General features: G+C 52.9%; 19 protein-coding genes. 11 read left to right on the plus strand and 8 right to left on the minus strand.

Annotated features, from left to right (window positions below; translation table 11 throughout):
• Positions 1–8: 8 nt before the first annotated feature.
• From mglC to KQX66_RS22770, 4 genes are all read left to right on the plus strand, one after another.
• The gene (gene mglC / locus KQX66_RS22755; RefSeq protein ID WP_216795091.1) at positions 9–1,019 is read left to right on the plus strand and encodes a galactose/methyl galactoside ABC transporter permease MglC; all 1,011 of its coding nucleotides are present in this window, start codon (positions 9–11) and stop codon (positions 1,017–1,019) included.
• A gap of 346 nt (positions 1,020–1,365) precedes the next feature.
• Positions 1,366–1,641: a hypothetical protein gene (locus KQX66_RS22760; protein ID WP_216795092.1), complete on the plus strand. Its 276-nt coding sequence runs from the start codon at positions 1,366–1,368 to the stop codon at positions 1,639–1,641.
• A gap of 122 nt (positions 1,642–1,763) precedes the next feature.
• Entirely contained in the window at positions 1,764–2,774 is a 1,011-nt protein-coding gene (locus KQX66_RS22765; RefSeq protein ID WP_216795093.1) for a YeiH family protein, read from the plus strand.
• A gap of 116 nt (positions 2,775–2,890) precedes the next feature.
• Positions 2,891–4,465 (plus strand): copper amine oxidase N-terminal domain-containing protein, encoded by a 1,575-nt coding sequence (locus KQX66_RS22770; protein WP_216795094.1) that lies wholly within the window; start codon positions 2,891–2,893, stop codon positions 4,463–4,465.
• 90 nt (positions 4,466–4,555) lie between these two features.
• Here KQX66_RS22770 and KQX66_RS22775 read toward each other — a convergent pair whose 3' ends face one another.
• Positions 4,556–5,482: a M15 family metallopeptidase gene (locus KQX66_RS22775; RefSeq protein ID WP_438804207.1), complete on the minus strand. Its 927-nt coding sequence runs from the start codon at positions 5,480–5,482 to the stop codon at positions 4,556–4,558.
• A gap of 189 nt (positions 5,483–5,671) precedes the next feature.
• Between KQX66_RS22775 and KQX66_RS22780 the strand changes: the two genes are divergently transcribed.
• A complete protein-coding gene (locus KQX66_RS22780) occupies positions 5,672–6,256 on the plus strand; it encodes an RNA polymerase sigma factor (RefSeq protein ID WP_308647263.1) in 585 nt (194 codons plus the stop codon).
• Positions 6,234–8,069, plus strand: coding sequence for a DUF4179 domain-containing protein (locus KQX66_RS22785; protein ID WP_216795097.1), 1,836 nt, complete (start codon positions 6,234–6,236; stop codon positions 8,067–8,069). The genes KQX66_RS22780 and KQX66_RS22785 overlap by 23 nt, the downstream gene beginning before the upstream one ends.
• A 580-nt stretch (positions 8,070–8,649) precedes the next feature.
• Here KQX66_RS22785 and KQX66_RS22790 read toward each other — a convergent pair.
• Positions 8,650–9,081, minus strand: a complete 432-nt coding sequence (locus tag KQX66_RS22790) for a DUF6526 family protein (protein ID WP_216795098.1) — start codon at positions 9,079–9,081, stop codon at positions 8,650–8,652.
• Between the two features lie 130 nt (positions 9,082–9,211).
• On the opposite strand from KQX66_RS22790, the gene KQX66_RS22795 reads away from it, so the two are divergent.
• Positions 9,212–9,904 (plus strand): DNA alkylation repair protein, encoded by a 693-nt coding sequence (locus tag KQX66_RS22795; protein WP_216795100.1) that lies wholly within the window; start codon positions 9,212–9,214, stop codon positions 9,902–9,904.
• A 4-nt stretch (positions 9,905–9,908) separates the two neighbouring features.
• Here KQX66_RS22795 and nfsA read toward each other — a convergent pair whose 3' ends face one another.
• The 3 genes from nfsA to KQX66_RS22810 all read right to left on the minus strand — a co-directional run bounded on the left by nfsA (position 9,909) and on the right by KQX66_RS22810 (position 19,247).
• Positions 9,909–10,643 (minus strand): oxygen-insensitive NADPH nitroreductase, encoded by a 735-nt coding sequence (nfsA, locus tag KQX66_RS22800; RefSeq protein ID WP_216795101.1) that lies wholly within the window; start codon positions 10,641–10,643, stop codon positions 9,909–9,911.
• Positions 10,644–10,846: 203 nt separating this feature from the next.
• Positions 10,847–17,239: a fibronectin type III domain-containing protein gene (locus tag KQX66_RS22805; protein WP_216795102.1), complete on the minus strand. Its 6,393-nt coding sequence runs from the start codon at positions 17,237–17,239 to the stop codon at positions 10,847–10,849.
• Between the two features lie 868 nt (positions 17,240–18,107).
• Positions 18,108–19,247 carry an S-layer homology domain-containing protein gene (locus KQX66_RS22810; RefSeq protein WP_216795103.1) on the minus strand — a complete coding sequence of 380 codons (1,140 nt, stop codon included), beginning with the start codon at positions 19,245–19,247 and terminating at the stop codon, positions 18,108–18,110.
• Positions 19,248–19,484: 237 nt separating this feature from the next.
• Here KQX66_RS22810 and KQX66_RS22815 point away from each other — a divergent pair, with 237 nt between their 5' ends.
• Positions 19,485–19,700, plus strand: coding sequence for a hypothetical protein (locus KQX66_RS22815; protein WP_216795105.1), 216 nt, complete (start codon positions 19,485–19,487; stop codon positions 19,698–19,700).
• Between the two features lie 53 nt (positions 19,701–19,753).
• Complete coding sequence (gene queF / locus KQX66_RS22820; RefSeq protein WP_054973159.1) at positions 19,754–20,248, plus strand: preQ(1) synthase; 495 nt, start codon at positions 19,754–19,756, stop codon at positions 20,246–20,248.
• A gap of 142 nt (positions 20,249–20,390) precedes the next feature.
• Here queF and KQX66_RS22825 read toward each other — a convergent pair whose 3' ends face one another.
• Positions 20,391–21,041: a hypothetical protein gene (locus tag KQX66_RS22825; protein WP_216795106.1), complete on the minus strand. Its 651-nt coding sequence runs from the start codon at positions 21,039–21,041 to the stop codon at positions 20,391–20,393.
• A 176-nt stretch (positions 21,042–21,217) separates the two neighbouring features.
• Positions 21,218–22,072: an ABC transporter ATP-binding protein gene (locus KQX66_RS22830; RefSeq protein ID WP_216795107.1), complete on the minus strand. Its 855-nt coding sequence runs from the start codon at positions 22,070–22,072 to the stop codon at positions 21,218–21,220.
• 325 nt (positions 22,073–22,397) lie between these two features.
• On the opposite strand from KQX66_RS22830, the gene KQX66_RS22835 reads away from it, so the two are divergent.
• On the plus strand, positions 22,398–23,408 hold the full coding sequence (locus KQX66_RS22835) for an LLM class flavin-dependent oxidoreductase (protein ID WP_216795109.1): 1,011 nt from the start codon (positions 22,398–22,400) through the stop codon (positions 23,406–23,408).
• 74 nt (positions 23,409–23,482) lie between these two features.
• On the opposite strand, the gene KQX66_RS22840 is transcribed toward KQX66_RS22835, so the two are convergent.
• Positions 23,483–24,346 carry a polysaccharide deacetylase family protein gene (locus KQX66_RS22840; protein WP_216795110.1) on the minus strand — a complete coding sequence of 288 codons (864 nt, stop codon included), beginning with the start codon at positions 24,344–24,346 and terminating at the stop codon, positions 23,483–23,485.
• A gap of 141 nt (positions 24,347–24,487) precedes the next feature.
• Here KQX66_RS22840 and KQX66_RS22845 point away from each other — a divergent pair, with 141 nt between their 5' ends.
• Positions 24,488–25,288 (plus strand): phosphotransferase family protein, encoded by an 801-nt coding sequence (locus KQX66_RS22845; protein WP_216795111.1) that lies wholly within the window; start codon positions 24,488–24,490, stop codon positions 25,286–25,288.
• Positions 25,289–25,345: the final 57 nt, after the last annotated feature.

A 25,345-nucleotide genomic window follows, 5' to 3' on the forward strand; every position in this document is an offset into this window, starting at 1 on the left:
CCGGGCTTATGAAGACGGGAAAGCTAAATCATTTTTTTACGCAATATGCCATTTATATCGTTCTGATCCTTCTCGTAGCGGGCATTGCGGCGTCCGATCCGCGGTTTTTGTCGGTCGATATTTTGCGGGACATTTTGCTGCAAAACTCGACCCGCGCCATTATCGCGCTGGGAGCCGCGTTCGTGCTGATTACGGGAGGAACCGACTTGTCCGCGGGACGCGTCGTCGGATTGACGGCGGTATTGTCCGCTTCGATGCTGCAGACGGCCGACTACCCACGGAGGTTTTTCCCGGACATGCCCGATCTGCCGGTCTGGGCGCCGATCTTGATCGGGATTGCCGCTGGACTGCTCGTCGGCCTGATCAACGGCTGGATTGTATCCAAGCTGAGCGTGCCGCCGTTCATCGCAACGCTGGGCACGATGGTCATCGTCTACGGGGCCAACTCGATCTACTTCGACCTGAAGCCGAACGAATCGCAGCCGATCGCCGGCCTGCGCCAGGACTTCACAACCATCGGCACCGGCTTCATCGGTCCGAACGGGCCGTATTCGCTGCCGTATATCGTCATTATCGCGATCGTCGTCGCTTTTATCGTCTGGGTCATTTTCAACAAGACGCGGCTCGGCAAAAACATGTACGCCATCGGCGGGAACAGCCAAGCGGCGGTCGTTTCCGGGATCAACGTCAAGCGCAACCTGATCTATATTTATGCGATCGCAGGCGCGTTGTACGGCTTGGGCGGCGTGCTGGAGGCAGCCCGTACGGGCGGCGCGACGAACAACTACGGCAACATGTACGAGCTCGACGCGATTGCCGCGTGCGTGGTCGGCGGCGTATCGACGGCGGGCGGAATCGGAACCGTGCCGGGCGTGCTGGCCGGCGTGCTTATCTTCGGCGTTATCAACTACGGCTTGACCTTCATCGGCGTCAGCCCGTATTGGCAGCTCATTATTAAAGGGCTGATTATCGTCGCCGCCGTCGCTTTTGATATTCGGAAGTATTTAGCGAAAAAATAAGGAAGTCGCAAAAAGCTTTAGGCTGTTGAGAAAGTGGGCTTTTACAAAAACAGAGAAGAAAACGTAGGTGGGGTATCCACTGGAGAAGCGATAGCGGCCGCCTTTGTCATCGGGAAATGTCCGCTATTAAGCGGCTTCCAATCAAATTTCCCGATGACAACAGCGGTCGGAAGTGGATACCCCACCCCCTCGTAACCTCTATAATCCCATTTGAACACTTTCTCAACACTCTGGCTTGTCGTATAGGCGGCAAGTTTTTTTTGCGTTAGGCCCCAAGGAGGATTGCAATATCTTTATTTATCCGATAAAATAACTATGAATTAACCGAAAGGAATGGGTGATTCCGATGACGGCACGTTGTCCTCACTGCTCCGGCGTTCAACCCTTGGACGCATCGATCTGCCCTCACTGCGGAGCCGAGGCGAAGACGCAAGACCGGCTGCTGGACGCTTTGACTTATTGGGACGGCACGGCTGCCGCTTCCCGTCTGTATCCTTCTTTGATAGCTCTTCTGATCGTTGTCGTCACTGGCGGAGCGGCCGCTTGGCTGCATGTTCCCGCGCTCTTCTGGACCGGTGCCGTCATCGCGCTTCTGTACCGCCTCTTCATGATTAAAATTTAAAGCCATCCCGTCAAGCATAATAAAAGCTTATTCATAGCATCAAGGATTCGTATTTGTGTTTTCCTCCCGAATCTCTTACGATTACACCTGTCGGAAGTACATGGGAATCGGGGGGAAGCACTATGAACGGTTTGAAATCGCTCGGCCCGGGTCTCTCGCTCACGGGAGTTATTGCGGCCGTGGCCTACGGGCTCGGCCTGCTGTTTCCGCTGATCGGCGGCTCGGTTTTTGGCATCGTGATCGGCATCCTGGTGAACAATCTATGGCGCAAGCCGCAAAATACATGGCAGGGCATTCGTTTTTGCTCCAAAAAAGTGCTGCAATGGGCAATTATCCTGCTCGGCTGCCGTCTCAGCCTGTCGGAGGTATGGAAGACCGGCACGGAGACGTTCGCGGTCATGATCGTCACGCTGCTGCTTTCGTTCGCCGCGGCCTACGGCTTCGGGCGGCTGCTTCGCATTCCGCCGCGCATGGCGACGCTAATCGGGGCGGGCACCGGTATTTGCGGCGGTTCGGCGATCGCGGCCATCTCGCCGGTCATCGAAGCGGAGGAAGCGGAAATCGCGTATTCGATCTCGACGATCTTTTTGTTCAACATCGTCGCAGTCCTTGTTTTTCCGGCGCTTGGGCATGCGCTCGGCTTAACCGATGCGGGGTTCGGTCTATGGGCGGGCACCGCGGTAAACGACACTTCTTCCGTCGTCGCCGCAGGGTATGCGTTCAGCACTGCCGCAGGGGATTACGCCACCATCGTGAAGCTGACGCGCACCACGATGATCGTACCGATCGCGATCATTATGGCGGTCGTCGTCGGTTGGAGCAAGAAGCGGGAAGCTGCGGCTGCCTCTGAGAGAGGATCGTTTTCGATCAAGCAGGTATTTCCTTGGTTTATTTTATGGTTTCTCGCCGCTTCACTGTTGTACACGCTCGGACTTTTCGGGGAGCAGCTCCTGCACTGGATTCATCTGGCGGCGCAGTTTATGATCGTGGTGGCGCTGACCGCGGTCGGCTTATCCGCCGACTTCCGGCAAATGACCGCCACCGGGGTACGGCCAATGATTCTTGGCCTTATCGTCTGGTTAGTCGTCTCCGTCACCGGATATGCGGTCGGCACGCTGACCGGCCAAATGTGACGTTCTCGTTATGCGGGAATGTCTTTTTCTTTTGCAAAGCTACGGAAGAAGGAAATGCGTTCCATCTCATCGAATCTTTAGTCAAGTACATAAGACTACCGAAGGAGAGATGCCCGTTGTTTAAAAAAATCGGCGCATGGGTCATGAGCGCAGCTCTTGTTTTTACGGCCGGCTGCCAGCCGCTTGGCGGTTTGGATATGAATCAGGCCATCGAAAACGAATTGAAGACGGATTCTTACGAGGCTTCGCTGTCGATGGCGCTGCAATACGATGTGGGAGAAACGAGTGCCTTGTCTGAATCCGAGAAGGAACGAGCGGCCTTTTGGAACGGATTTCAATTAAACATATCCAGCCTGAAGGTGAATCGAAAAGAGCAGACGATGTCAGCCAAAGGGTCACTCACTGCTGCCAAGCTGAACGTTCCGTTTGCCGTTTCCATGGATAAGGATGTTGCGGTGTTAACCGTGGAAGGCGCGAACAAGCCGATTGTCATTGCCGATTGGCGTACGAACGAGCTCACCGGTCTGTCCCATGAGGTGACGATGTACGACGATTATTGGGTTTATAGGCTGCAAAGGTTATTGAAGGAATTTCGCTTGGCAGATCAACAAGAGGTGACCAACAAAGCGATAAGTCTCCTTGCCAAAAATCTTCCAAACGCCGCTACCCTTGCCGTAGACAAGAAGACGGAAACGATTCAGGGGCAGACGGTAAGCGGACATCAGCTCCGGTTCGATGTATCGGGAGAGCAATTTGCTTCGTTATTCCGGTCAACGTTTAAAAACGTAGCTTTGGACGACCAAGGCTTGCGTGACTTGGCTGTCGTCATCTATGATAAGTTCCATCCGGAGCTAAAAGAGCTTGGCTTCGCGGAGGAGCTGTTCCAGGACCGGCAGCTCGGTACGGAAGCGGTTTATACGGGTGCCAAAGCGATTGCGCTTTATTTGACCTCCGAAACGGGCGGGGCTTGGGAGCAGGAGCTGCTGAGCCAATCCAAGCTCAAAGCGGACGTATTCGTCGACGAGAGCAAGCACATTCGCCAATGGAACGCCGAGATCGCCATGCAAAGTCCCCCGGGAATGGAAGACGGAATCCGCGGCGGCAAGCTTACCGTCCGGATGGATCGCTGGAACATCAATGGAAATGTGAAGCCGGACATGATCTCCGCGAAGGATGCGATCCTCTACGAGGACTTATCGAACGAGGACAACTTGAGACAGGTTGTGCAGCCAGATTCGGCGTTCTACAAGCTGTTGAAAGAGCAGCTTCGGATTACGGAGAAGTATTTGTACTTCTACATTTGGTCCGAATCCGACCTGGACGGCGTACCGGCGGCAGAGGCAGAGGAGACGGAGGCTTATCCGGCCTACAATGATAATGCCGCTTATATTTCGGGCAATAATACCGCCTATGTGCAAGGGAAAGAGCTCGGGGAAGGGCTTGGCTATAAGGTGACATGGGATGCGGGAGCGAAAACGATGACCATCGCGAGCTCCCAGACGGAGATCGTACTGCAAGCGGGCAGCGCGACAGCCCGGGTGAACGGAACCGACAAAAGCATCGGCGCTCCCGCCGTGCTGAAGGAAGATACGCTCTACGTTCCGGTCCGGTTCGTAGCCGAGCAATTGGGCGCCAAGGTGAAAACCGAGGGAGAGGAAAGCATATACTCCATCGAAGTATATAAACCGTAATACAGGACGCACAGAGAAAAAAACAAAACGCCTGATTCTTCATCCTTTGCGGAAAAAGAATCAGGCGTTTGTTGCGTTTTGCGAAGCTGGTCAGGATTTTGGCTTCGTTACAGGCACAGCGTTCTTAGCGTATTCTTCCAGCGTCACGCCTTGCTTGACGATCGCTTTGGCGGTGTCCACGCCGACATAACGGAGGTGCCAGGGCTCGTACTGGTAGCCTGTGATGCTTTCTTTGCCCTCCGGATACCGGATGATAAACCCGTAGTCGGCCGCATGCTCGGCGAGCCATTTCGCTTCCTTGGTCGCACCGAAGCAATCCTCCGCCGCGCATTTGCCCGAGCTGCCGGCCACGTCGATGGCCAGACCGGTCTCATGTTCGCTGTGCCCCGGCTTGGCGCTGTATTTGTTCGCAGCGGCCTCGCCGTCTTTTTTCACATAGCGTTCGTATACCGTTTTTTGCGTTTCATGGGAGCGGTAAGCGGAGACGCCAGCCAGCGGCAGGTTATCCTTTTTGGCTGCTTCAAACAGCTTTTCGAGCGCCGCGGCCGCTTCCTTGCGCATTTTGCGCTTTTCAAGCTTTTCTTTGAACGTAAAAGGAACGTTCGGGTCAACCAAGTCCTGCGGCTTGTAGCTATCCGGCAGCTTGTTCGTTTTGTTGACAAGAACCGCAATGTCCGCCGGGTTCGCGACAACCTGAACATCTCCTGTTTTTCCCGATGAAGAGGCGTTTTGCTTCGCGCCGGATTTGGTATCCGTTTGAGCCGTCTGCTTTAACTCGCCTGGGGTACCGGTAGCTTGGTTCTGCCCGTTCGTCGAGGCGGCAGGCGTCTCGGACGGTTTCGACTTGGACGCATCTGCGCTAGTGCCGGTCGAGCCGGCATTCGATGAGGCGGGGGGCGTCGAGGTTCCGGCTGCGGTGTCGGTCTGCGTTTTGCTGCCGCCGTCTCCGCATGCGGCGGATACGAGCATGAAAGCGGCCAGCAGCAGCGCTGCCGCGGTCGTACGACGAGAATTCAATAGAGCCAAATCCTTTCTGTATTAAAAATGCACGCGCGTTTTAGCGGTCTTATTACATAGACGACGTACAAATACGAAAAGTTTCTAATTTTTTCTCCCATCCGTTCCTTGTAAAAATATTCCCTAAGGTGAGAGATCGGATTCTGGTTCATCGTCTATTACAGTATAGAACGCTAGGAGGACCGATTGGTGGAGGAACGCGATATCCGGCAGGAGTCGGAACGAGAGCTTATTCATCGGATTGTGGCGGGAAGCAAGCAAGAATTTTGCTTTCTGGTCGATCGCTATAAACAGAAAATTTACGGCCTCCTGCGGGGGATGGGAGCGAGCCCTATGGATGCGCAGGACTTGACGCAAGAAACCTTTATTAAGGCTTACCGCAAGCTCGCTTCGCATCAACCGGACAAAAGCTTTGCCTCCTGGTTGTATACGATCGCCGCCAATCTGTTGAAGGATCACAAGAAAAAGCACAGATTCGAGGAGCATCCGATCGGGGAAGTTGAAACTGCGGTTAGCGACGGTCCGGAGCAATCGGTGCTTCAAACGGAACGTCGAACCGAATTTCGGCGGCTGCTTGCTCTGCTTCCGGCCAACTACCGGATGGCGCTGCTGTTAAGGTACACGAACGATTTGAGCTACGAGGAGATCGGCGAAGTGTTGGAAGTGCCCGTAAGCAAAGTCCAGAACGACTTGTATCGGGCGAAAAAACGTCTTAAGCAGCTCATGATCGAGAGCAAGGAGGGGATGGAATATGAAATGCTTGAGTCGCGATGAAATGGAGATGTTCCTAACCCGCTCTGTCGTCACCAACCGCAGCGGCATAGCCGATCATATCGCCACTTGCTCTGATTGTCAGCGATTGGAAGACGCTCTTTTAGAGGAACAGGAGCAATGGGCCCGGGAAATGTATGCAGAAACGCTGCCGGAATCATTCACGGATCAAGTCATGTTCGCGCTGCGGGACGAAGAAATCGAGCCAGTGACGCCCATACCGATGACCGAACGGGTAGGTCGTGTGACGAAGAAGCGCCGCCGGAAAATCTGGTGGGTCACGGTAGGAGTAGCTTCCATTCTCGTGTTGCTAGGTGTGGCGTCCTTCTATTCAATACCGACGGTCGCGGAAATTATCCGGTCTTTATTTTCACGCAATAATGTAGATATCGGCTTGCTGCGGGCGCAGGAATTCGGTTTGGTACAGCATCCGAACATTAAAGTGAAAGACAAGGGCTACACGCTCAAAATCGACGAGGCTGTTGCCGACCCTACCCGTGTGGTTGTGGCGCTGCAGCTATTCGGCCCGGACGGAAGGCACGAGCGGGAACGCTTAAGACTCTTGGAAGAAAGAAACGGAAATCGCATAGTTGTTAAGGACGAGCAGGGGAAAGTGATTGGAAAATTGGAGGATATTAGGTTTACGAACGACTTTTATTATCTCGTTGCTTTTTTTGTGCAACCGATTCAATCGAATCGCATCACGATTGAGGGACAGATCGGCATAATAGATGGAGACCCGTGGGGCAAGGGTTTTCCTGCTATTAAAGGAAACTGGAATTTCGAGTTCCCGATCGATATGACGGAGGCGCAGAAACAAACGAAGATAACCGAATTGCAGGGAGAATATACATCCCCAGGCGGTATGACGGTTCGCTTAAAGCGGTTAACCCGTATGGTGCAGGGGGTTCGTTTGGAGTTGGATACGGAGCTCAGTTCGGAGGCATTGGCCCGGTCTCCGGGAGACCTTTGGCAGAAGCAGGAGCTGATGTTTCATTTTGAGGACGCGGCAGGCAGCGAAATTCATAGCGTGAATACGAGAAAACACCCCAGCATGAATAGTTTGATGACCCAATCCCGCATTGCTGGAGATAAGGCCGGATTGATGCATTTAAGTTATACGTTCCAGTATCTCCCGGAGAACCAGCCGTACCGTTTCGTCTTCGATGGGTATTACATAGCGGAGCGGGACGGTTCGTCGGTGAGTTTTGCACCTGCCCGTTTGCAGGAAGAACCGGTGTTTTTCCGTGCGGACGGCGATGATATCCGGTTGAAAGGTTTTACGATCGAGCAACCGCCGAATACGAGCAGTGAAGAAACGGAAGGTACGCTGTATGTCGACGGGAAACTCTGGAATGGCGATTCTTTTGATGACTATTGGATGGCACGGGATTCGGGAGGGAAAGAGTACCGGGTTTCGATGGGCGGAAGTTGGAGCGCGGGAGGATCAGGCTGGAAGGACGGGATGATCCAGCTGAGCGAGGACTTTGAATTCCAAATCCCCGGTATGCTGGCCGTGCCGGAAAAGCTCACGCTGATACGCAACGTTGTGAGTAAGCGATACGTCAACGTCGACTGGTCGGTTGAAATGAATGGGAGCCCGGAGAACCATAATAAAGAAGGCCTTGTAGGCTCTATCCAGCAATTTGGCGATCTTAACTTGCATGTCGGGCGGAATGAAGAGGCAAAAGGACAGCGGAGGAAGCTGTCCTTTTTGCTTTATCAGACTCATTCGATGTGGAAGCCGGTTGGATTGTTAGGCGGGGAAGAGAAGCCGAATGCTGTATTGTGTTTTGGCGAATTAAATCTTATATAAAGGTAATTAAGAAGGAAAAACACGTTTCGGCGCTGCGAGGAGGTCGCTAGAACCTCAACGGTTTATCTGTTACTATCCAAGAGGAATAAAGCGGGAGCTGAAAGTTGCACGGACGGATTTCACGGGCTACGACTTTCTCTTGTTGTGCGCTTTTCTCCCGTCGTGCCACTTTCGCGGTAGTCGTTGCCGCGCTGCACGGCGGCGGATGGCCAGACACGTTAGTTTTGGGCGGCAAATAGAGGAACTACGATTTGCTAATCGCAGACCTTTGGCCTCAGGAAAAATATAGAGGAACATACGTTAGCTATTCGTGTCGAAAATAGTTTGTTGTGCCTCAAAAGGGAGCAATAGCGCATCGCAGTTCCTTTAGATGTTGCCAATGGCGGTTGGGTGAAGCCGATAGCTCACTACAGTTCCTCTATTTGGTACGCATAACGTATGGTCTAAGACGTATATGGAGGAAGGTGCGCATATAGCGTATGGAGCATCTAGTGTGTATGGCGTATACAGCATATGGTACATCTGGCGCATGGTGCATATAGCGTATGGCGTATATGGCGGCAGGTTCACAGCACGGATGTTACAGCCGGTGGTGATCCGCCCGCCAAGCCCGGATCGCTTTCTTGATGTCATCGGGCCGCATGTTTTCTTCCGCCGCTTTGCGGCACAGCTCCGGGTACTCCTGATCGCCGGCGAATCGCAAAGCGATGATTTGCCGTATCGACAATCGGGGATCGATGGGCTTGCCGGTCAGGATAAAGTGCCGGAGCTGCTCTTCCGCCCGGATCGCCCGGTCTTGAGCCTTGAGCGCATACGTCCGCACCAGCATGACCAGAATGGCGGCGATGACGCTCAGCCCGAGCAGAAGAAGCGCGACGAACACGCCTTCTCCCGTTAGGGAACGGACGGCATAAACCACGGCACCGACGAGAACGATCAAAGTCAGCCAAAGAAGCACGAAATGGAACAGCGGATCAAGTTTACGATGGTTGGCGTACTGTTGGGTTTCCAAACGATTTTCCTCCCGTAGTCAGGTTAGTTTTATTGTATAACTGACTGTGAGAGTTTACCACATCCTTGGTTGCTTGACTGTCCGCTTTTTTGTAAATTGAAGAAAAATAACGATATTGGAGGTTATTTTCTTGGCTTACGTTTCAATTGATTATGCCGAACGTTTGCAAGCCCATCTGCGATCCCATGCGAACCCGGAATTGGCAGGTCCGATGCAGGCATATATGCGAGATCAATTCGCTTTTCTGGGGATCAAATCGCCTGAACGCACAGCGCTTGTCCGGCAGTTTCTTTACGAGTACGGCGTACCGGAAAATGGGGAATTGGAACAAGCGGTCCGGGAATTGTGGGCGCAGCCGGAACGCGAATTCCAGTATGCGGTGCTAACGCTGCTCGGGAAAAGAAGCAAGACTGCGGATGCCTCCCGAATTGAGCTTTTGGAAGATCTGATAACGACCAAATCGTGGTGGGATACGGTGGATGAATTGGCGGGACATGCCGTAGGAGAATTGTTCACCCGGTTTCCCGAGCTGATTCCGGTCCATACGCAAAGATGGATGGCTTCGGATTCGATGTGGCTGCAGCGGACGGCATTATTATTCCAGCTTCGCTACAAGAAGCGAACGGATGCGGCTTTACTTTTTGATCTGATCCGGCAATGCGCGGACTCGAAGGAATTTTTCATCCGAAAGGCGATCGGCTGGGCGCTTCGGGAATATTCCAAGACGGACGAAGCGGCGGTCCGCACGTTCGTCGCCGAAACTGCGTTATCGCCGCTCAGTATCCGTGAAGCGCTCAAATATGTGGATCGGCGAAAGCCGTAATAACCTATTCCAGCTTAAAGCCTCGGGTTTCCAAGAAGCTTCGTATATGCGCACGCACCGGCTGCCGGAACTTGTCCGCTATCCCTCTGGACCATGTGGTCACTGTTTTGCCTCCGGTTCTCGTCCGGTAATACTCTTGCATCGTCTCGTCGTACGTTTCGATCCGCTGCCGTACATCGTCCGCTTGATAGCCGTTATAGTGCAGAACGGCCTCCTTCGGTAGCCGCGGCCGAGCCGAAGGCTCTTGATCGGGCACGCCGATACACATGCCGAACACCGGATAGACGAGCTCGGGCAACTGGAGCAGCCGACTGACGTCCTCTGGCGCGTTGCGGATTCCGCCAATGTACACGATCCCGAATCCTAGTGATTCGGCGGCCACCGCGGCATTTTGCGCAGCAAGCGTCGCGTCGACGGTGGCGACGATGAAGCTTTCCGTATTTTGATGGAACGTTTCACCGTTCAGCTCGGTTGCTTCGCGGAGCCGGTACAGATCTGCGCAGAATACAAGGAACAGACCGGAATGCTCGACATAGGCCTGATTTCCGGCCAGCCGGGCCAACTCCTGCTTTTTCTCCGGGTTGGTCACGGCAATGATGCTGTAGGCTTGGACATTGCTTGAAGTCGAAGCCATCTGAGCGGAAGCGACGATGGCGTCGATGTGCTCCGGCTGCAGCGGAACTTCCTTGAATTTGCGGATGGAGCGGTGGCTTTGGAGCAAATCAATTACGGGGTTCATGAAGGGTTGCACCTCCGAATGGAATGGTATGGATGTAGTGAATAGGAAAGACCCCCTGTCGGGGGTCTCCAGCAGACTGGTTGACATGCCTACCTTAAATTGTAAATGTTTAGATTCGTATCGTCAAACCGGGCGGGATAACGTGCCGCTAATTCTCATACTGACGCTTATTTTCAGAGACAAGCGGAAGAACTCCCATACTATTAATGCCGGATCTGATTGACGATCACATCATACATGCTGCCTTGAATTTTGACCGGCACATCGTCGGTCTGAACCAACCCGTTGCTCCAATGCACGCGGAACCGGAAGGTGTAGGCTTGGCCGCTGCGCAGCGATTGGGCATGATCGGGATTGACCAGTTGCCCGCTGAATCGAATGTGGTCGGAGGAGTCAAGTTTGACTTGCTCGCCGGTTTCCAGAAGCGTCGCATCGACCGACTGCGGCTTGGTTACGCTGGTGCCGGTATCGGTCACCGTCGCCGACAGCTCGAACGCCTCCCCGGCCCAAAAGACGTCGGCCGCCCGAGGAGCGTCCGGGTGCTTCTCGTTCCACAACAGCCGGTAGCTTTCCCACTCCGGCGTATGCGTGACATAGCCTTTAATCGACAAAGGCAGTACGACGAACGAATAGGTCTGGTTAAACGTTCCGCCCTTGCCGTCGCTAAGGGATAGCCGCAAGGTGTAAATTCCTTGAGGCAGTGGCCCGTAGGTGAACGCCTTACTTTGGCCGGACGGAACGCCGTTCCATTGTTGAATGATTCCGAACGCGCCGCCGTTCAAGCTGCTTTCTACCGTCACGTCAATCGCATCGCCGTCGGGATCGGAGACCGATACGGTGAATACCGGTGTATCGTGCTCGTAAATCGGCGTGATAAACGTAATATTTCCCGTCGGAGGGCGGTTGGTCAGCAGCCAAGTTGGCGCAGACCATGCCGACCATACAAATCCGTCAAAAGCACGCGCCCGAACCTGAACTTTTGCTCCTGCCGGCAGCGGATGATCCTTAGGAACGGAGGCGTTTTGTACGGACACTTGCCCTTGAAGATGCTGCCCTTGTTCTCCGGTATCATAGAGCACGGTATTTCCCGCTTCATTGATGAATTGGACCTGATATTTCGTGAACGTCGTATTTGGGTCCGGATCGCTTTGCGTGAACGAAACGGTCGGCGTTGGGCTCATCGGCGTCGGATTCGCTTGCGTTCCGGAAGGAACGTTCATCGTCACGGTCGGCGTCATGTTGATATAGAACCATACGGTGTTGCTCCATTCGGACCATAGGTTCGGATCGTCGTCGGTGACCTTCATCCGTGCCTGTAAAGGAACGCCTGTCGGCAGGTCTGTCGGCACTTGGAAGCTGTTCGTTGTTGCCGTGGTGCTCTGATACGCATTCCATCCCGTATTGTAGACCATGCCGCCGGTCTCGTTCAAAATTTCGATGTACATTTTCGCATAGTAGTTCTTTTGTCCGTCCGATTGAACCCAAGCAATCGCCGGTCGTTTGTTATCCAGAATAAGTGTCGGGTTATAGGCGTCAGGTCCGTTCGGATTCGTGATGACAACGCTGGGCGCCGAATTGATGACCATCCATCCGATATTGGACCATTCCGTCCAATAGTACGGATTTTGCGCGCGCACCCGTACTTGATACAACTCGCCGCGGATCAAATCCGTCGTCACTTGCCACGTGGCCGTACTATGCGGCGGCGCATTCTGACTTGTTTCCCCGCTGCTGATGACAAGACTTCTGTGCGAATCCATGATTTGAACCTCGTACCCCGTAAACGAGTGGCCCGCCGGGTCATCCTGCCTCCAATGGATCGTCGGTCTCGTTCCGTGTTCCAGTGTCGGATTGTCCCGCGTTCCGGTCGGATACGTTAGTTGGACCGTTGGTTTTGGAATTTCAGGGACGTTGCCTTTGAGCTGGATCAAAGCGGTGGCGGGGTAAGACTTTGCCCCGTACTCATCGATGACTTGTAAATACGCAGTATAAAGTCCAGGCTTTTTCGGCCTCGTCAGCTTTTCAGCGACAAAATTACCGTCAGGGTCGACATAGCCATACTCCCGGGAAACGATCCCGCGCATGCTGCAATAATCGTAGCCTGTCACATCGGGCGCGCTGCATCGTGCCGGGTCCCAAGCCGCCCGATTCGGATCGAACCGGTCCGGGTCGTAGGACGTATCGTTCCAGGCGACCGTGCCGTCCCCGTTCTCCGAGAGTGTGAACTGCGCGATCGGCCTGCGGTGAACCGTCAATTTTTTCTGGAACGTATTGGACCATTTGCGGTATTGATCGAAAACCATGCTTGCCCATAAATAGTTCCGGTTCGGATCGTCCTGCGCCCGCAGCGTGAGCAGATAGACGCCGACCGCGTCAAAGGTTTGCTGCGGGGCATCGAACGTTTTCCCGTTTAACGCGGAAAGTCCTTGATTATTTAGGAACTTCGGCGTATGCGTGACCCCCCAGCGGAAGTTGCCGGCCATCGGATCGTTTTCCGGATCTTCGAACAAAATGCTTTTATACCGCACGTTGGCCGAAGCCGAACCGTTCTCACATATGGCGTAGTCGGACATCCAATCCCGGTGATCCTGATTCTGCTTAACGGAAATGGCCGTGAATGTGACAAACGACTTGTCCGTGAAAGGTCCCATTTTTCCATCCGTGAATGTGGTATCCTGCACATCAAACACCGGTACGCCGTTCATGAATACTTGAATCGTATCGCCCGACAAGCTGATCTTGAACAAATTGTCCATGTTATCGAACGGCCACGTCTGGCTGCGCAGCACAGTTCGGCTGCCGCCAATGTAACGGCTTAGATAGAGCGTGGAACCGTCCGTTTCCAGACTATACCGGTTGGTCGGGTCAAGCATGCGGAACGAAAAACCGCTTAAGCTCGTATCCTCGTTCGGACTTGTCATTTTCATTCGAAACGTAATGTCCGTGTCACGATAACTATCCGGAGAAACGAACTGGCCGAGAAAAAACCCTTTCCGCAGTATAGGATCTTGATCAAGAGGACCGCTTTCGAGATACATGTACTTATCGGTTTCCGTGAAGTAATAGCCATTGCCCGTTTGTCTTTTTACCGTATTGTACATCCCCAAAAACAGGCCGTCCCCTACATAAAATCCGCCTAAGTAATTGTCTCCCCGTTCTTGTTCATTCGACGCTTCATTCAATAATTCGCCCTCATGAACATTGAAACGGCTACACTTTCCATCCGTCGCCCAAGAACAACCTCCTCCTCCGTCATTGAATCCGCCACCAAGAGTTACGCCAACTGTGTATGGATAGTTGTATGGAACAGGTCCGTCTGACACCGTACCGGTGTCCATATTCACGTATTGTCCGAAGCTGTGGTGGTCGCCACGACCGTTCATAAGATCCATATTCGTGTAACTGCGTGTCAGCAAGGTCCGATTATATGGATTTACAACGAGCGCCGTAAAATTGTTGTAAAGCATTTCTCCACCCATTGACGTGTTGGAAGGGTAGAACCAGTCCATGCCCGCCAATCTGGCGGTCCATCCCATGCTCAAGTCGTTATTGATGCGCAGCAGATAAACGCCGATCGGGGCGTCCTCGTTATATCTTCTATCGATTTTAATGTATCCGTCGTCCCGGTCGCAGGAGCGTTTGATGTAGGTATAAAACTCCCCGTCAGGCCCTTTCCATAACCCGTTTAGATCGCTGTATCTGCATTGGTAGGTTTCCGGATATTGCTCAGGAACCGGGCGTCCCAGCATCGTATTATAATATTTTCTTTGATATTTAATCGTACTGTCCGGGAACGATTGTCCGCCTCTTCTGACTTCCCGGAGCTGCGGATTAATTTCGACGAACCCAATTGCAGGCAAACCATTACTGTAATTCTTTTGATACACAATAACGAGGCTTTCGCCTTTGGTCATCAGCGAGAACGTTTTCCGGCCGACATAATCCTTTTCGTCAACCGATAGACCGAGCTCTTCCCAGCCGCTCTTGAGCGGATTGTCCTTATTGCTTGAAATCAGCTTACCGGTATACGCATCGTATGCCTCGATCATAAAGGAGTTGTTGCCCTTGCCGACGCCGCACGTCCAGCTTCTCGAACCATCGTCGTTGCGGCAAGTGGTGAAATAATCGTACATTCTGATGTTCGAAACCTTGTAGATGATTCCGCCTGCGACCTCGTACTTCACAGAACCTTGATACTCATCCGGCAAATATGCTTCTTTCGTGTAGGTCGGCCCGTTCGGAGAATCCCGGAACGGTACGGCAACAGTATACTTGTCCGGTGCAAGGATAAAATCATACGGGTCCCGATCCCATAGATGAAACAGGTTGTTAGCTGCATTGTTCCATTTTCGGCTGTACTGCGGCAGCTTCTTTTTATTAAAGGCATACAGCTTCGAGCCCTCGTCAAAATAAAGATACGTTTTATTCGTACGTACGATCGAATTAAACTTCGCCGGAGAATATCCGGGTACATATGTCCTCGCATCCGGGTCCCAGATCGTTGATGGGACTAAGATGGGCGTACTGGTCAGCGTGGGTCTGCCGTTCACCCACTGATAAATCGTACCTTTATATGAGCTGATAAAGTTCGCTCCGAACCCGAGGTCCGGCCATAGAAACGTTCCGAAAACATGGGTAGGTCCCTGTGGCGGATTGTCTCGCTTGATAATGCTTTCCTGACGCTCCATTTCTCTTCCCAAGCCCGCCCGTAGGACGGCGTTGCCCTCGGCAGCCCACCGGTAAATATAGTTATTGATCCGGATATTCGTGTTCGTATCGAACAGCGCCCACGAATTTACGATTGTACTCGCGTTAAACATAATGGGCGGATTCATTCCCGGCTGATCGTTTTGCCCTTCGATGGCAAAGGAAACGTGCGGCGCATTGTTGACGATATCCATCGTACGCAGCGCATCCGGCTGCGTATCGGATGCCAGGGCGCTTTTTCCGTAGTCCTCCGTCACTTGAACATCGAACAGATATTTACCGACCATGTCGGTTTTAAATACAAGCGTGTTGTTATCGAAGGAAACGACTCTGCTGTCTGTCCCAAGGATATCCAGCCAAGGATCGTCTTGAAAACCGTTGTTTGCCGCGTCGTATTTGAACCGCCATTTGACGGAAACGATCTGATCGCCGTCCGGCGAATACGATTGGTTTCGGATGGTCACCGGCTGATTCCGGATACCGAGCGGCGGTACGACGATTTTGCCGACGGGAGGCAAGTCCGGGTGGACGGTAATGCTGCAAGTGCTGTAGCCGGTTGATGCCATGCCCGAGCTGTCCACGACTTTTGCCAGCGTGACAGTCGCTGTAACGTCCTGCAACGTTCCGTTATAGTACTTATCCAGCTTGTTGATCCACAAATCCTTCGAGTGGTCGATGGACCGTCTCGCCGGGCTCCAGCTTTTATCGGCATGGATCGCTCCGGGAGGGACAGGACGATTTTCCTTGATTTCCGCGGGCGCGGTGCAGACCGGGATCGGATTCGGCTCCATCACAGTCAAGGATACGTTTTCCGTTCGCGTCCCGCCGCGCCCGTCATCCGCCGTAGCTTTTACGGAGAACGTTCCCGGCGTATCCGCTTTGATGTGATAATAGCCTTCGGCGTCGAGCGTCTTGCCCCAATCTTCGTGCAGTTGCTTCGCTATTTTTTGAACCCAAGGATGCGTACCGGAATCGAAATCCCATTTCCACTGGATCGGATCGTTGTCCGGGTCCGAAGGCGACTTCGGGTCTGTGTACTGGTTATGAATAACACGGACATTGACCATGTCGCCTACCAAAAAATATTCCGGCGGATAGATCCCGTTCCGGTCTTGATCGTAAAACCAGCCTGCCTGAAAATAGGGCGGTTTATTGTTCGGATCGGGGAGAACCGTTAACGGTTTTTCCTTAATCCAGTCCGTTTCACCACAAGAAGTTTGAATTTTCAGACTTATGTAGTTGCTACCTTCTCCAAAATAAAACGGTCTCCCGTTCGGATAGGGGAATGCGCTGTTCTGCGATTGCCCTTTCACCCGATTCGTCGACCATGTCTGGCCGTTATAGTTGAACCGATATTGATGACCGAAATAGGTACAGCCTTTCGGGATTTTAAAATCAACAGGCTCCAGCTCGAAATTATCCCGAATTTTGATCGTCAGTCCGGGCCTAATTCGAAAGTCGCCGTCGATGCCGATATCGACCGGAAAATCAAACGGCTTATAGTTATTGTCTTCCCCGCCCGTCGTACCTTCATCAATCGTATTGTCCGAATCGACATAAAATCCGGTCAGTAGTTTTCCCGGGTCCGTCACCGTGTACTGAAACGTGCCGGTTATATCCACATTCTGCTCGGCGTTTGTAAAGGATGCCTTGTGAATCGTTTTACCGTTGGAACGGTTCTGGATCAGGATTGAGAAGGTTTTATTCTTGATCGGCTCTCCGACGTTACGGAACGTGTAGGTGAACGTCGTTGGCTCGCCGATTTTCACCGGCCCGTTCGATTTGAGATCGAAAGGGATCAGGTCGGGAAAAGTCGGCGCTTTATAGAACACTTCAATGCGGCCTTCGAATTTGTAGGTTGTGGCGGTCCAATCAGTATCGGCATCCATAACATAATTTCGCCCTTGTTGGTGCTTATCATAAGTTGGTTTTCCTTCTGGCCAAAGTAGGTAATCTATTGTAAGCCTATTGTATGAAGAGGTAAAAGGCTTAGAAACTTTCAAATATCCAAAGCCATCTACCTTTCTACCAAAGTCCTCAACTTGTACTCCTTCTGCTCGGGCTCTTGCATTGATTATGATAATACTTTTAGGATCTATCCTATCAGGTGCAACAAGATCACCATTGTCAAAATAAAAATCATTTGGTGGCTCGATTTCATAAGCTGTTGTTACCGCTGACCCATCAGATTTCCGCAGGTCAGGTTCGTCAAAACGAACAGGCTGCCCTGGAAATGTTTTTTCATCTGGAGGATAGATCGTTGCATCACCAGGGAATAAACCGGGGCAAGGAGAAGGAACTGGGTCCGGTGAACCACTACAGCTCCCCGGAAATTGATAATGCTTCGTTCTTTCTCCCTCGGTGTCCCAATACTTTCCACTAGGGTCTCGCCAAATAATGTGTCCAGGATTCGCATAACGTTTTCCGTGCAATTTTTCTGGAATGCCATTGGTTAGGTTTTTGAATACGAGCTGATCATTGATTACTTCATATGCATTCGGATCGATCTTTCTTTCCATGCCGCCAATAACCTTGATATATACATCGACACTTTCAACTTTTTGAGTACCCGAATTTAAGGATACTGAATAGTTCGTTAAGGTGGGCGTTGGTTCGAACGTTTTAAAGTTGATCGCGGCCATGATATAGTCGGGTCGTAAAAACATGAAAAAGGAGAACCCTAATAAGAAGATCGTGGCTGCTGCAATTATTCTAGTCCATTTGTTTTGGAACATAGCAGCCTACCTGCCTCCTCCGTTATTCTTTTATGCCTAGATTAATTGTAGCTCCATTATTTTCATGTAACCGTAGATTTACATACCCGGTGCGTTCTATTTGAGAACGAGCTTCTTCCTTAGGAAGTACAAAAAGGTGCCAACCTTCAGAAGACAGAATACCAGGTGAATAAAATCTCTTATCTACTTCTCTAGTCTTATCAAGGATATTTACCTCCATTCCTGAATCTGATGCCAACTGACGCCATAATGTATAGTCAGACTCTCCCCCATTTTCATTAGTAACGTCTATTTTCAGAGCTATAAAATAATCGTCTCCAATTGGTTTCCCATCAACTCTTCGAAGATCACCATCGAACATAGATCGGAAAGCTCCATCCCGCTCCTTTAAATCCATAATCAAGACTTGATGTACTTTTACGATTGCTTTCGTTTTACGCAACGGCATTCTATACGGCAACTCAACCACATGACTACCCCACATCGTCTGCACGTTACTCCCCGTCAATTCCACTTCCGCATAGCTGGCCGCACGCTTGTCCACCTCAAGCTTCTTGCCTTGGCTCACGTCCAAAATCCGCTGAATGATCTTCACGGATTGCGCCCGAGTGGCCGACTCTTCTTTTCCGAGCTGACCGTCGGCCATGCCTGTTATCAAACCCTTCTGCGTCGCCAAAAACATAAACTTTTTCGCATCGGTGCTGTCCTCTGGCGATTGCAGCGATTTGTCTGATGCCCGGACGGCGAGGCGGGCCATTTCCATCCGGGTAATAGGCGTGTTCCAGTCACCGGAAGAAAAGTCCTTGTATTGGTGGATTCCGGCTTGCACAAGCGCTGCGACGTAAGGAGCATGCCACTCCTTGTTATCACCACCCGGTACGGGCTTCAAACCGGCGGCTTTTGCCGTCATGGTGATAAATTCCGCCCGCGTAACGGTGTGGTCCGGCTTGAACGATCCGTCCGGATAACCGTCGACGTACCCGGCTGCCACTATAGCTTTAATATCGGATTCTGCCCAATGACCGGAAATATCGCTTAAAGACACACCTGCTTTTGACTCCGAAGCCGTTTTCGGCTGCTCTGCGGCCACCAGCGTATTGGCATTCGGGCTGCAGGCGCTCATTAACATCATGGACACGAATAAAGGGACAATACGTTTCATCAAAAATCTTCCTTTCGAGTGAATTCAAAGTTATGTATTTCCAGATCCAAAAGGACTAGGTCTATTGTACCATGACCGTGCTTAATTTACAGATTTTTCTTGCGCCAAAACACAAAAACCGCCCTACCCACTAAAGCATGGATAAGGCGGTTCTTCCGCTCGTTATTCGTTGTTATAATACCATCTTATTCCGAAACCTTCAAGAGGTTTTGCAATTTTTGTCGTAAAGTGTTTAGCATGAAGAAAAAAGGGTTAGTAGTAACGGTGCCGGCGCTGCTGTGCGCTCAGCCTGCTGCACTGGCCGAAGGTACCATCCAAGTGAAGGTGAATCAATTGCTGCTGGGAACGGAAGCCACAGGCTCAAATGACCGACGGCACGGTTACGGCTGCTGTCCGGCCTTTGGCGGAAGCGCTTGGAGTACCTTCCTTTTTCTTACGAAATCTTACCTTTAGCTCATAGATCGGCTATAATAAAGGTTTAAGAAGAGAAAGGAGCCAAGCACACTATGGCAGGAAGAAAAGAAGGCGAGCTCGACTTGACGCTGCTCGGCAACCAGCAAACGAAGTATCCGATGAACTATGCGCCGGAGATGCTCGAATCGTTCGATAACAAGCACCCGTACCGCGATTATTTTGTCAAATTCAATTGCCCGGAATTTACCAGCCTGTGCCCGATTACCGGCCAGCCGGACTTCGCGACAATTTATATCAGCTACATCCCCGACCTCAAAATGGTTGAGAGCAAGTCGCTCAAGCTGTACTTGTTCAGCTTCCGCAATCATGGCGATTTCCACGAGGATTGCATGAACATCATCATGAACGATTTGATAAAGTTAATGGACCCCAAGTACATTGAAGTGTGGGGAAAATTTACCCCGCGCGGAGGCATTTCCATCGATCCTTACTGCAACTACGGACGTCCGGGGACGAAATACGAACAGATGGCCGAGCACCGGCTGCTGAATCATGATCTGTACCCGGAGAAGGTCGACAATCGCTAAGCCGCAACGGCGGTCGGGCAAACCGTAGACCGGATTACAGGACTGACATAAACCCCGGCATCATCTAACAGCAAACACGAAGCCGCATCCTCTGGCAGCAGGGACGTTGCGGCTTTTTTAGCGTTCCACGGCGCCAAGATGCCTATAAATCTCTTTCTTGTTCGTCGCTCTTCACCGCCAAATCCATTCCGTAGAACGTACCACTGGCAGGAGTGCGGGCATCAGCAATTATTTTTGTGAACGCTACGTTGATCGTCTTTTTCTGCCTGGGAGGCATGGTCAACGTTTGATCCCCAAGGATGTCAAGCGATTCCAGGAACGAGCCGACGAGATACCGCTGATTGCGGATGGAGGCGGTGAACTGGATATCTTGACCGCTATGGTTAACGAAGGTGAGCGAACAAGTACCGGTCACCTGGTCGTCTTCTTTTTTGAAGTTGCACTTGCTTTCATCCTTGACGTATTCCAAGGCGTAGATTCCTTTAGCCCATACGCTTTGATAAGCTGCGACTAGTTGAGAGGGCAGCCAGAAGGGCAAAATTAAAGCGAGCAGGGCGATCTTTCGTGCGTGACGCTGCAGCGAGGTTCGGAGCGTGAATACACCGGCGAACAGCATCATCATCGAGGTGATACCGACGTAGTTCAAGCCGCTGGCGCCCCGCGACCATACGGGCAGTCCGATCCAAAGAAAAATCCGTTCGCCGAGCGCTGTGGTATCCGGGTAAGTCCAATTCAAAATAATGGTGCTCGTGATGAGCATCAAAGCGATGGCAAGCCGTCGGCGCCTGTTCATTTGCGTTCCCTCCTTCGCTCGGGAATACAATCGTTCCGAACGCTTGTGATATTTAATTAAACGAAAAATCTACGGAAAATGTTTCTTCTCATAAACCATTTACGGTAACAAAAAAAGGACCCCTCAAAAACGGAGGAGTCCCGAAAATCTTATATGCAGCAAACGGGGTTCCCGTTCTACTGGGCAGCCGCAACAAGCTCCCGCTTGGCGACAGGGGAGGCAGCAGCGACCTGAACCGGCCGGCTGTGGCCCGCCAGCTCGTACGGAATGCACAGCGGAACTCCGGTGCGGGGGTCCGGCACAATGTCCGCTTCGATGCCGAAGACATTTTGCAGCATCTCCGGTGTCATCACTTCCGCCGGACTGCCTACCGCCGCTACCGTTCCGCGTTTGATCGCCACCATATGGTGCGCATAGCGGGTCGCATGATTCAAATCGTGAACGACCATCACGATGGTGCGCCGCTCTTCGAGGTTCAGCTTTTCCAGCAGCTTGAGCACTTCAAGCTGGTGGGCCATATCAAGGAACGTTGTCGGCTCGTCAAGGAACAGAATGTCGGTTCCTTGCGCAAGCGCCATAGCAATCCACGCGCGCTGACGCTGCCCGCCGGACAATTGGTCGACGGGACGGTCGTAAAATTCCTCCATCCCGGTCATGGCAATCGACCAGCGGACGATCTCGCGATCTTCCTTGGTCAGAGAGCCGAATCCTTTCTGATGGGGGAAGCGGCCGTAGGTGACGAGTTCGGAGACGGTCAATCCGTCCGGGGCCGTCGGGTTTTGCGGCAAAATGGCGAGCTGCTTGGCCACTTCCTTGGTCGATTGCTGATGGATCGATTTGCCGTCCAGGAAGACGCTGCCTTGCTTCGGCTTCATCATGCGGGCCATCGCTTTCAGGATCGTCGATTTACCGGACCCGTTCGCGCCGACGAGTGCCGTAATTTTTCCAGAAGGGATGCTAATATTTAAATTTTGCACAATGGACCGTTCCCCGTAGGCAATATCCAACCGTTCCGTATATAACCGTTCCAACCCAACCACTCCCTTAAAATTTAGCTGAACTCCGAGGCAGGAGATCTTATTCAACAAGTGCCGATTAGAGCACAATGACAAGAACGATGATAATGAGAATCTTTATCAATTGAATTGTATAACAGAACGGGCTGGTATTTCAACCCTTTTTGGGAATTTTCCTTGTCCGTTTTCCAACAAGTTGTGAATCCCGGATCGAAAGCGGGCAGCGCGAAACGCTAAAAGTGCGCAACCGGGTTTCTGGGCGTATAATGAATGGAAAAACAAGTGGCCTCCTCCGGCTTTATGAACGCGTCCGAACGAGGAGGGGAATGGAGGATTCGAAATGTTAAAGCTGGGCGTATTGGATCAATCGCCGATCATTCCGGGAGAAACGGCGGCAGACGCAATGGCGCGCACGTTAGAGCTGGCCAAGACGGTTGAACGGCTCGGTTATACGCGATACTGGGTGTCCGAGCATCACGACACGCCAGGTCTCGCCGGTTCTTCTCCGGAGATTTTGATCGCAGCCATTGCCGCGCATACGTCACGGATTCGGGTCGGCTCGGCCGGCGTGCTGCTGCCTCATTACAGCCCGTATAAAGTCGCGGAAAATTTCCGGGTGCTCGAAGCCCTGTATCCGGGACGGATCGATCTTGGCATCGGAAGGGCGCCCGGCGGCATGCCGATTGCTTCGGAGGCGCTGCGGTACGGCCGGCCGAAGGAGCGAGAAGAGCAGTTCGCCATGATGCTCCGCGATCTCGGAGGCTTTCTATCCGACTGGATGGAGCCGGGACACCGCTTCGAAGGCGTGAGGGCGACGCCGCTCGTCGATACGGCGCCGGAGCTTTGGCTGCTCGGCTCCAGCGGCTTCAGCGCAGACCGGGCCTCGGAGCTGGGCGGGGCGTTCTCGTTCGCGCATTTCATTAACGGCGACGGCGGACATGAAGCGGTGCGGCGGTATTTTGCCAATTACCGGCCCGGCCCGCTCGGCGCGTCTCCTCAGGCGAACGTATGCGTGATCGTCATCTGCGCCGACACGGACGAGGAAGCGGAACGGCTGGCTTCTTCGACCGATTTGCGCCTCTTGCTGTTGGAACAAGGGCAGTTCCGTAGGCCCTTCCCAACGCCGGAGGAAGCGGCCGGTTACCCGTACACCGACTGGGACCGCATGCGTATTCAGGCGAACCGGAGACGGATGATCGTCGGCGGGCCGGAGAAGGTGAGGACGCAGATGCTTGAGTTCAGCAAGGACTACGGGGTAGAAGAATTGATCGTGCTGACCTATACGTACGACTTCCAAGCCCGGCTGCGTTCGTACGAACTGCTCGCAGATTTATTCGGACTCGGCCGGTAACATGAAAACGGGACTCCGTTCGGACCTGACAGGTCTTCAAGGAGTCCCGTATCGCGTTACAGCGAGCTTTCCGTTCAGGGAAAAGGCTTGACGCTTTCGACGCGCAGCATGATCTGCTTGTCCAGCAGCTCCGGCCGGATCGCAGGATTGCCCGCGTTGATGCGCGGAATTTCCAGCTTCGGATTGGCGCGGGTCGCCATCTCGTTCACAATGGTGAAGGCGTAACGAAAGCCCGCTTGCGTAAGAAGGTCTTGTGCCGTTTTGGAATGGATGCCGAACGGGTAAGCGTAGCTGTCTGCCGCATGATCGCTGCCGTACAGCTCGTTTAGCCGCTGCGCGCAGGCTTTGGTGTCCGCCGCCACCCGGGCGACGGCCTGCTCGGGCGTTTCCGGCGCGCCGTCTTCCCGCGTAAGCGGTCCGGTAATCGCAGCCGTCTTCCCTTCCTTGAAATGCAGATTGTTCGAGTGGCATTGAAAATCGTACCGTCCAGGCCGCTCGCTCAGCATTTGCCGGATCTGGTCGCGGGACAGCGCTGGAATCGACGGGGCCAGCGGGTCGTCCAAATCCTTCGTCACGACGAAATTAACGGCCGGCACGTCAAGCTCTTTCAGGATCGGATACGCGTAATCGTAGAAGCTCTTGTAGCCGTCGTCAAAGGTCACGAGCACCGCTTTATCCGGCACGGAACCGCCATCGTAAAATTGCTTGAATTCGTCGAGTGAAATGAAATGATAGCCTTTTGACTTTAAATAATTGAGCTGATCGCGAAACAAAGCGGTGGAGACGGTGCTCGAGCTTTGGTCCGTATCGTGGACATGATGGTACATCAGGACGGCCACTTGGTCGCGGTAGCGCAGCGCGTCTTTATACGACCAGGCGTCAAGCGTGCCGATCAAGATCGCGGCAAGCAGCAGAGCAGCCAAAACTTTTTTGATCATAGCAGGGTCTCCCTCGGGTAAAGCTGAAGCAGCTTCCGGATAAAAACGTCTATAGTCAGTTATATCGGTTCCGGGAACGAATTTCAAGTTTAGTTACATCGCCCCGGCACAACCGGGCCAAGAGAAGGGGAAGTCGTCATCATGAAGCTGGGGAAGCGTATCGGACAAGGATATACCGCAGAAGTATTTGCATGGGGGAGCGATAAAATCATTAAAGTGTTCCGCCCCCACGCCGGAGACTTGATGGAATACGAATGGCGGATCAGCCGCCAAGTGGCCGGGTTCGGACTGCCGGTGCCCGCGGTTTACGGAATCGAGGAAGCCGAGGGAAAACGGGGAATTGTCTACGAACGGGTGGCGGGTCCGACTTTGACGCGGGTGATCGCGGCGAAGCCTTGGCGCATCGCTCAAGCTGCGGGGCAGCTCGCTGTGCTGCACGCGGAAATGCACCGCCGCGAGGCCCCGGGGCTTCCGAAGCAGAAGGAGATGCTCGAACGCCGCATCCGCGAAACGTCCTTGCTATCCGAGGAGACCAAGGCCCGGGTAATCGAGCGGTTGAACCGGCTGCCCGAAGAGGTCAGGCTGTGTCACGGGGACCTGCATCCCGAAAATATGATGATGACCGCTCAAGGTCCGGTCATTATCGACTGGATGACCGGCATGAGCGGCCATCCGGATGGCGATGCGGCCCGAACGCGGTTCATTTTGGACTATGCGTCGCTTCCGCCGGGGATGCCGAAGCCGGTAAAGCTGTTGTTTACCGCGCTGCGCCGGCACTTGTGCAGGACGTACTTGAAAGAATACATACGGCTTACCGGCAGCACGATGGAGTCGATCGAGGCGTGGCTGCTGCCGCTTGCGGCCGCCCGGCTTGTGGAGAGCATAACGGAGGAGGAGCGGGGCAAGCTCCTGGAGTTGATGAACCGGCAGCTGAACGGGTAAGGCGCAGCCATATAAAAAGCACCTCCAGCACTCGGGGATTCACCGGTGCCGGAGGTG

It is taken from the genome of Paenibacillus oleatilyticus (genome assembly GCF_018998565.1).
Taxonomy (GTDB): Bacteria; Bacillota; Bacilli; order Paenibacillales; family NBRC-103111; genus Paenibacillus_G; species Paenibacillus_G oleatilyticus.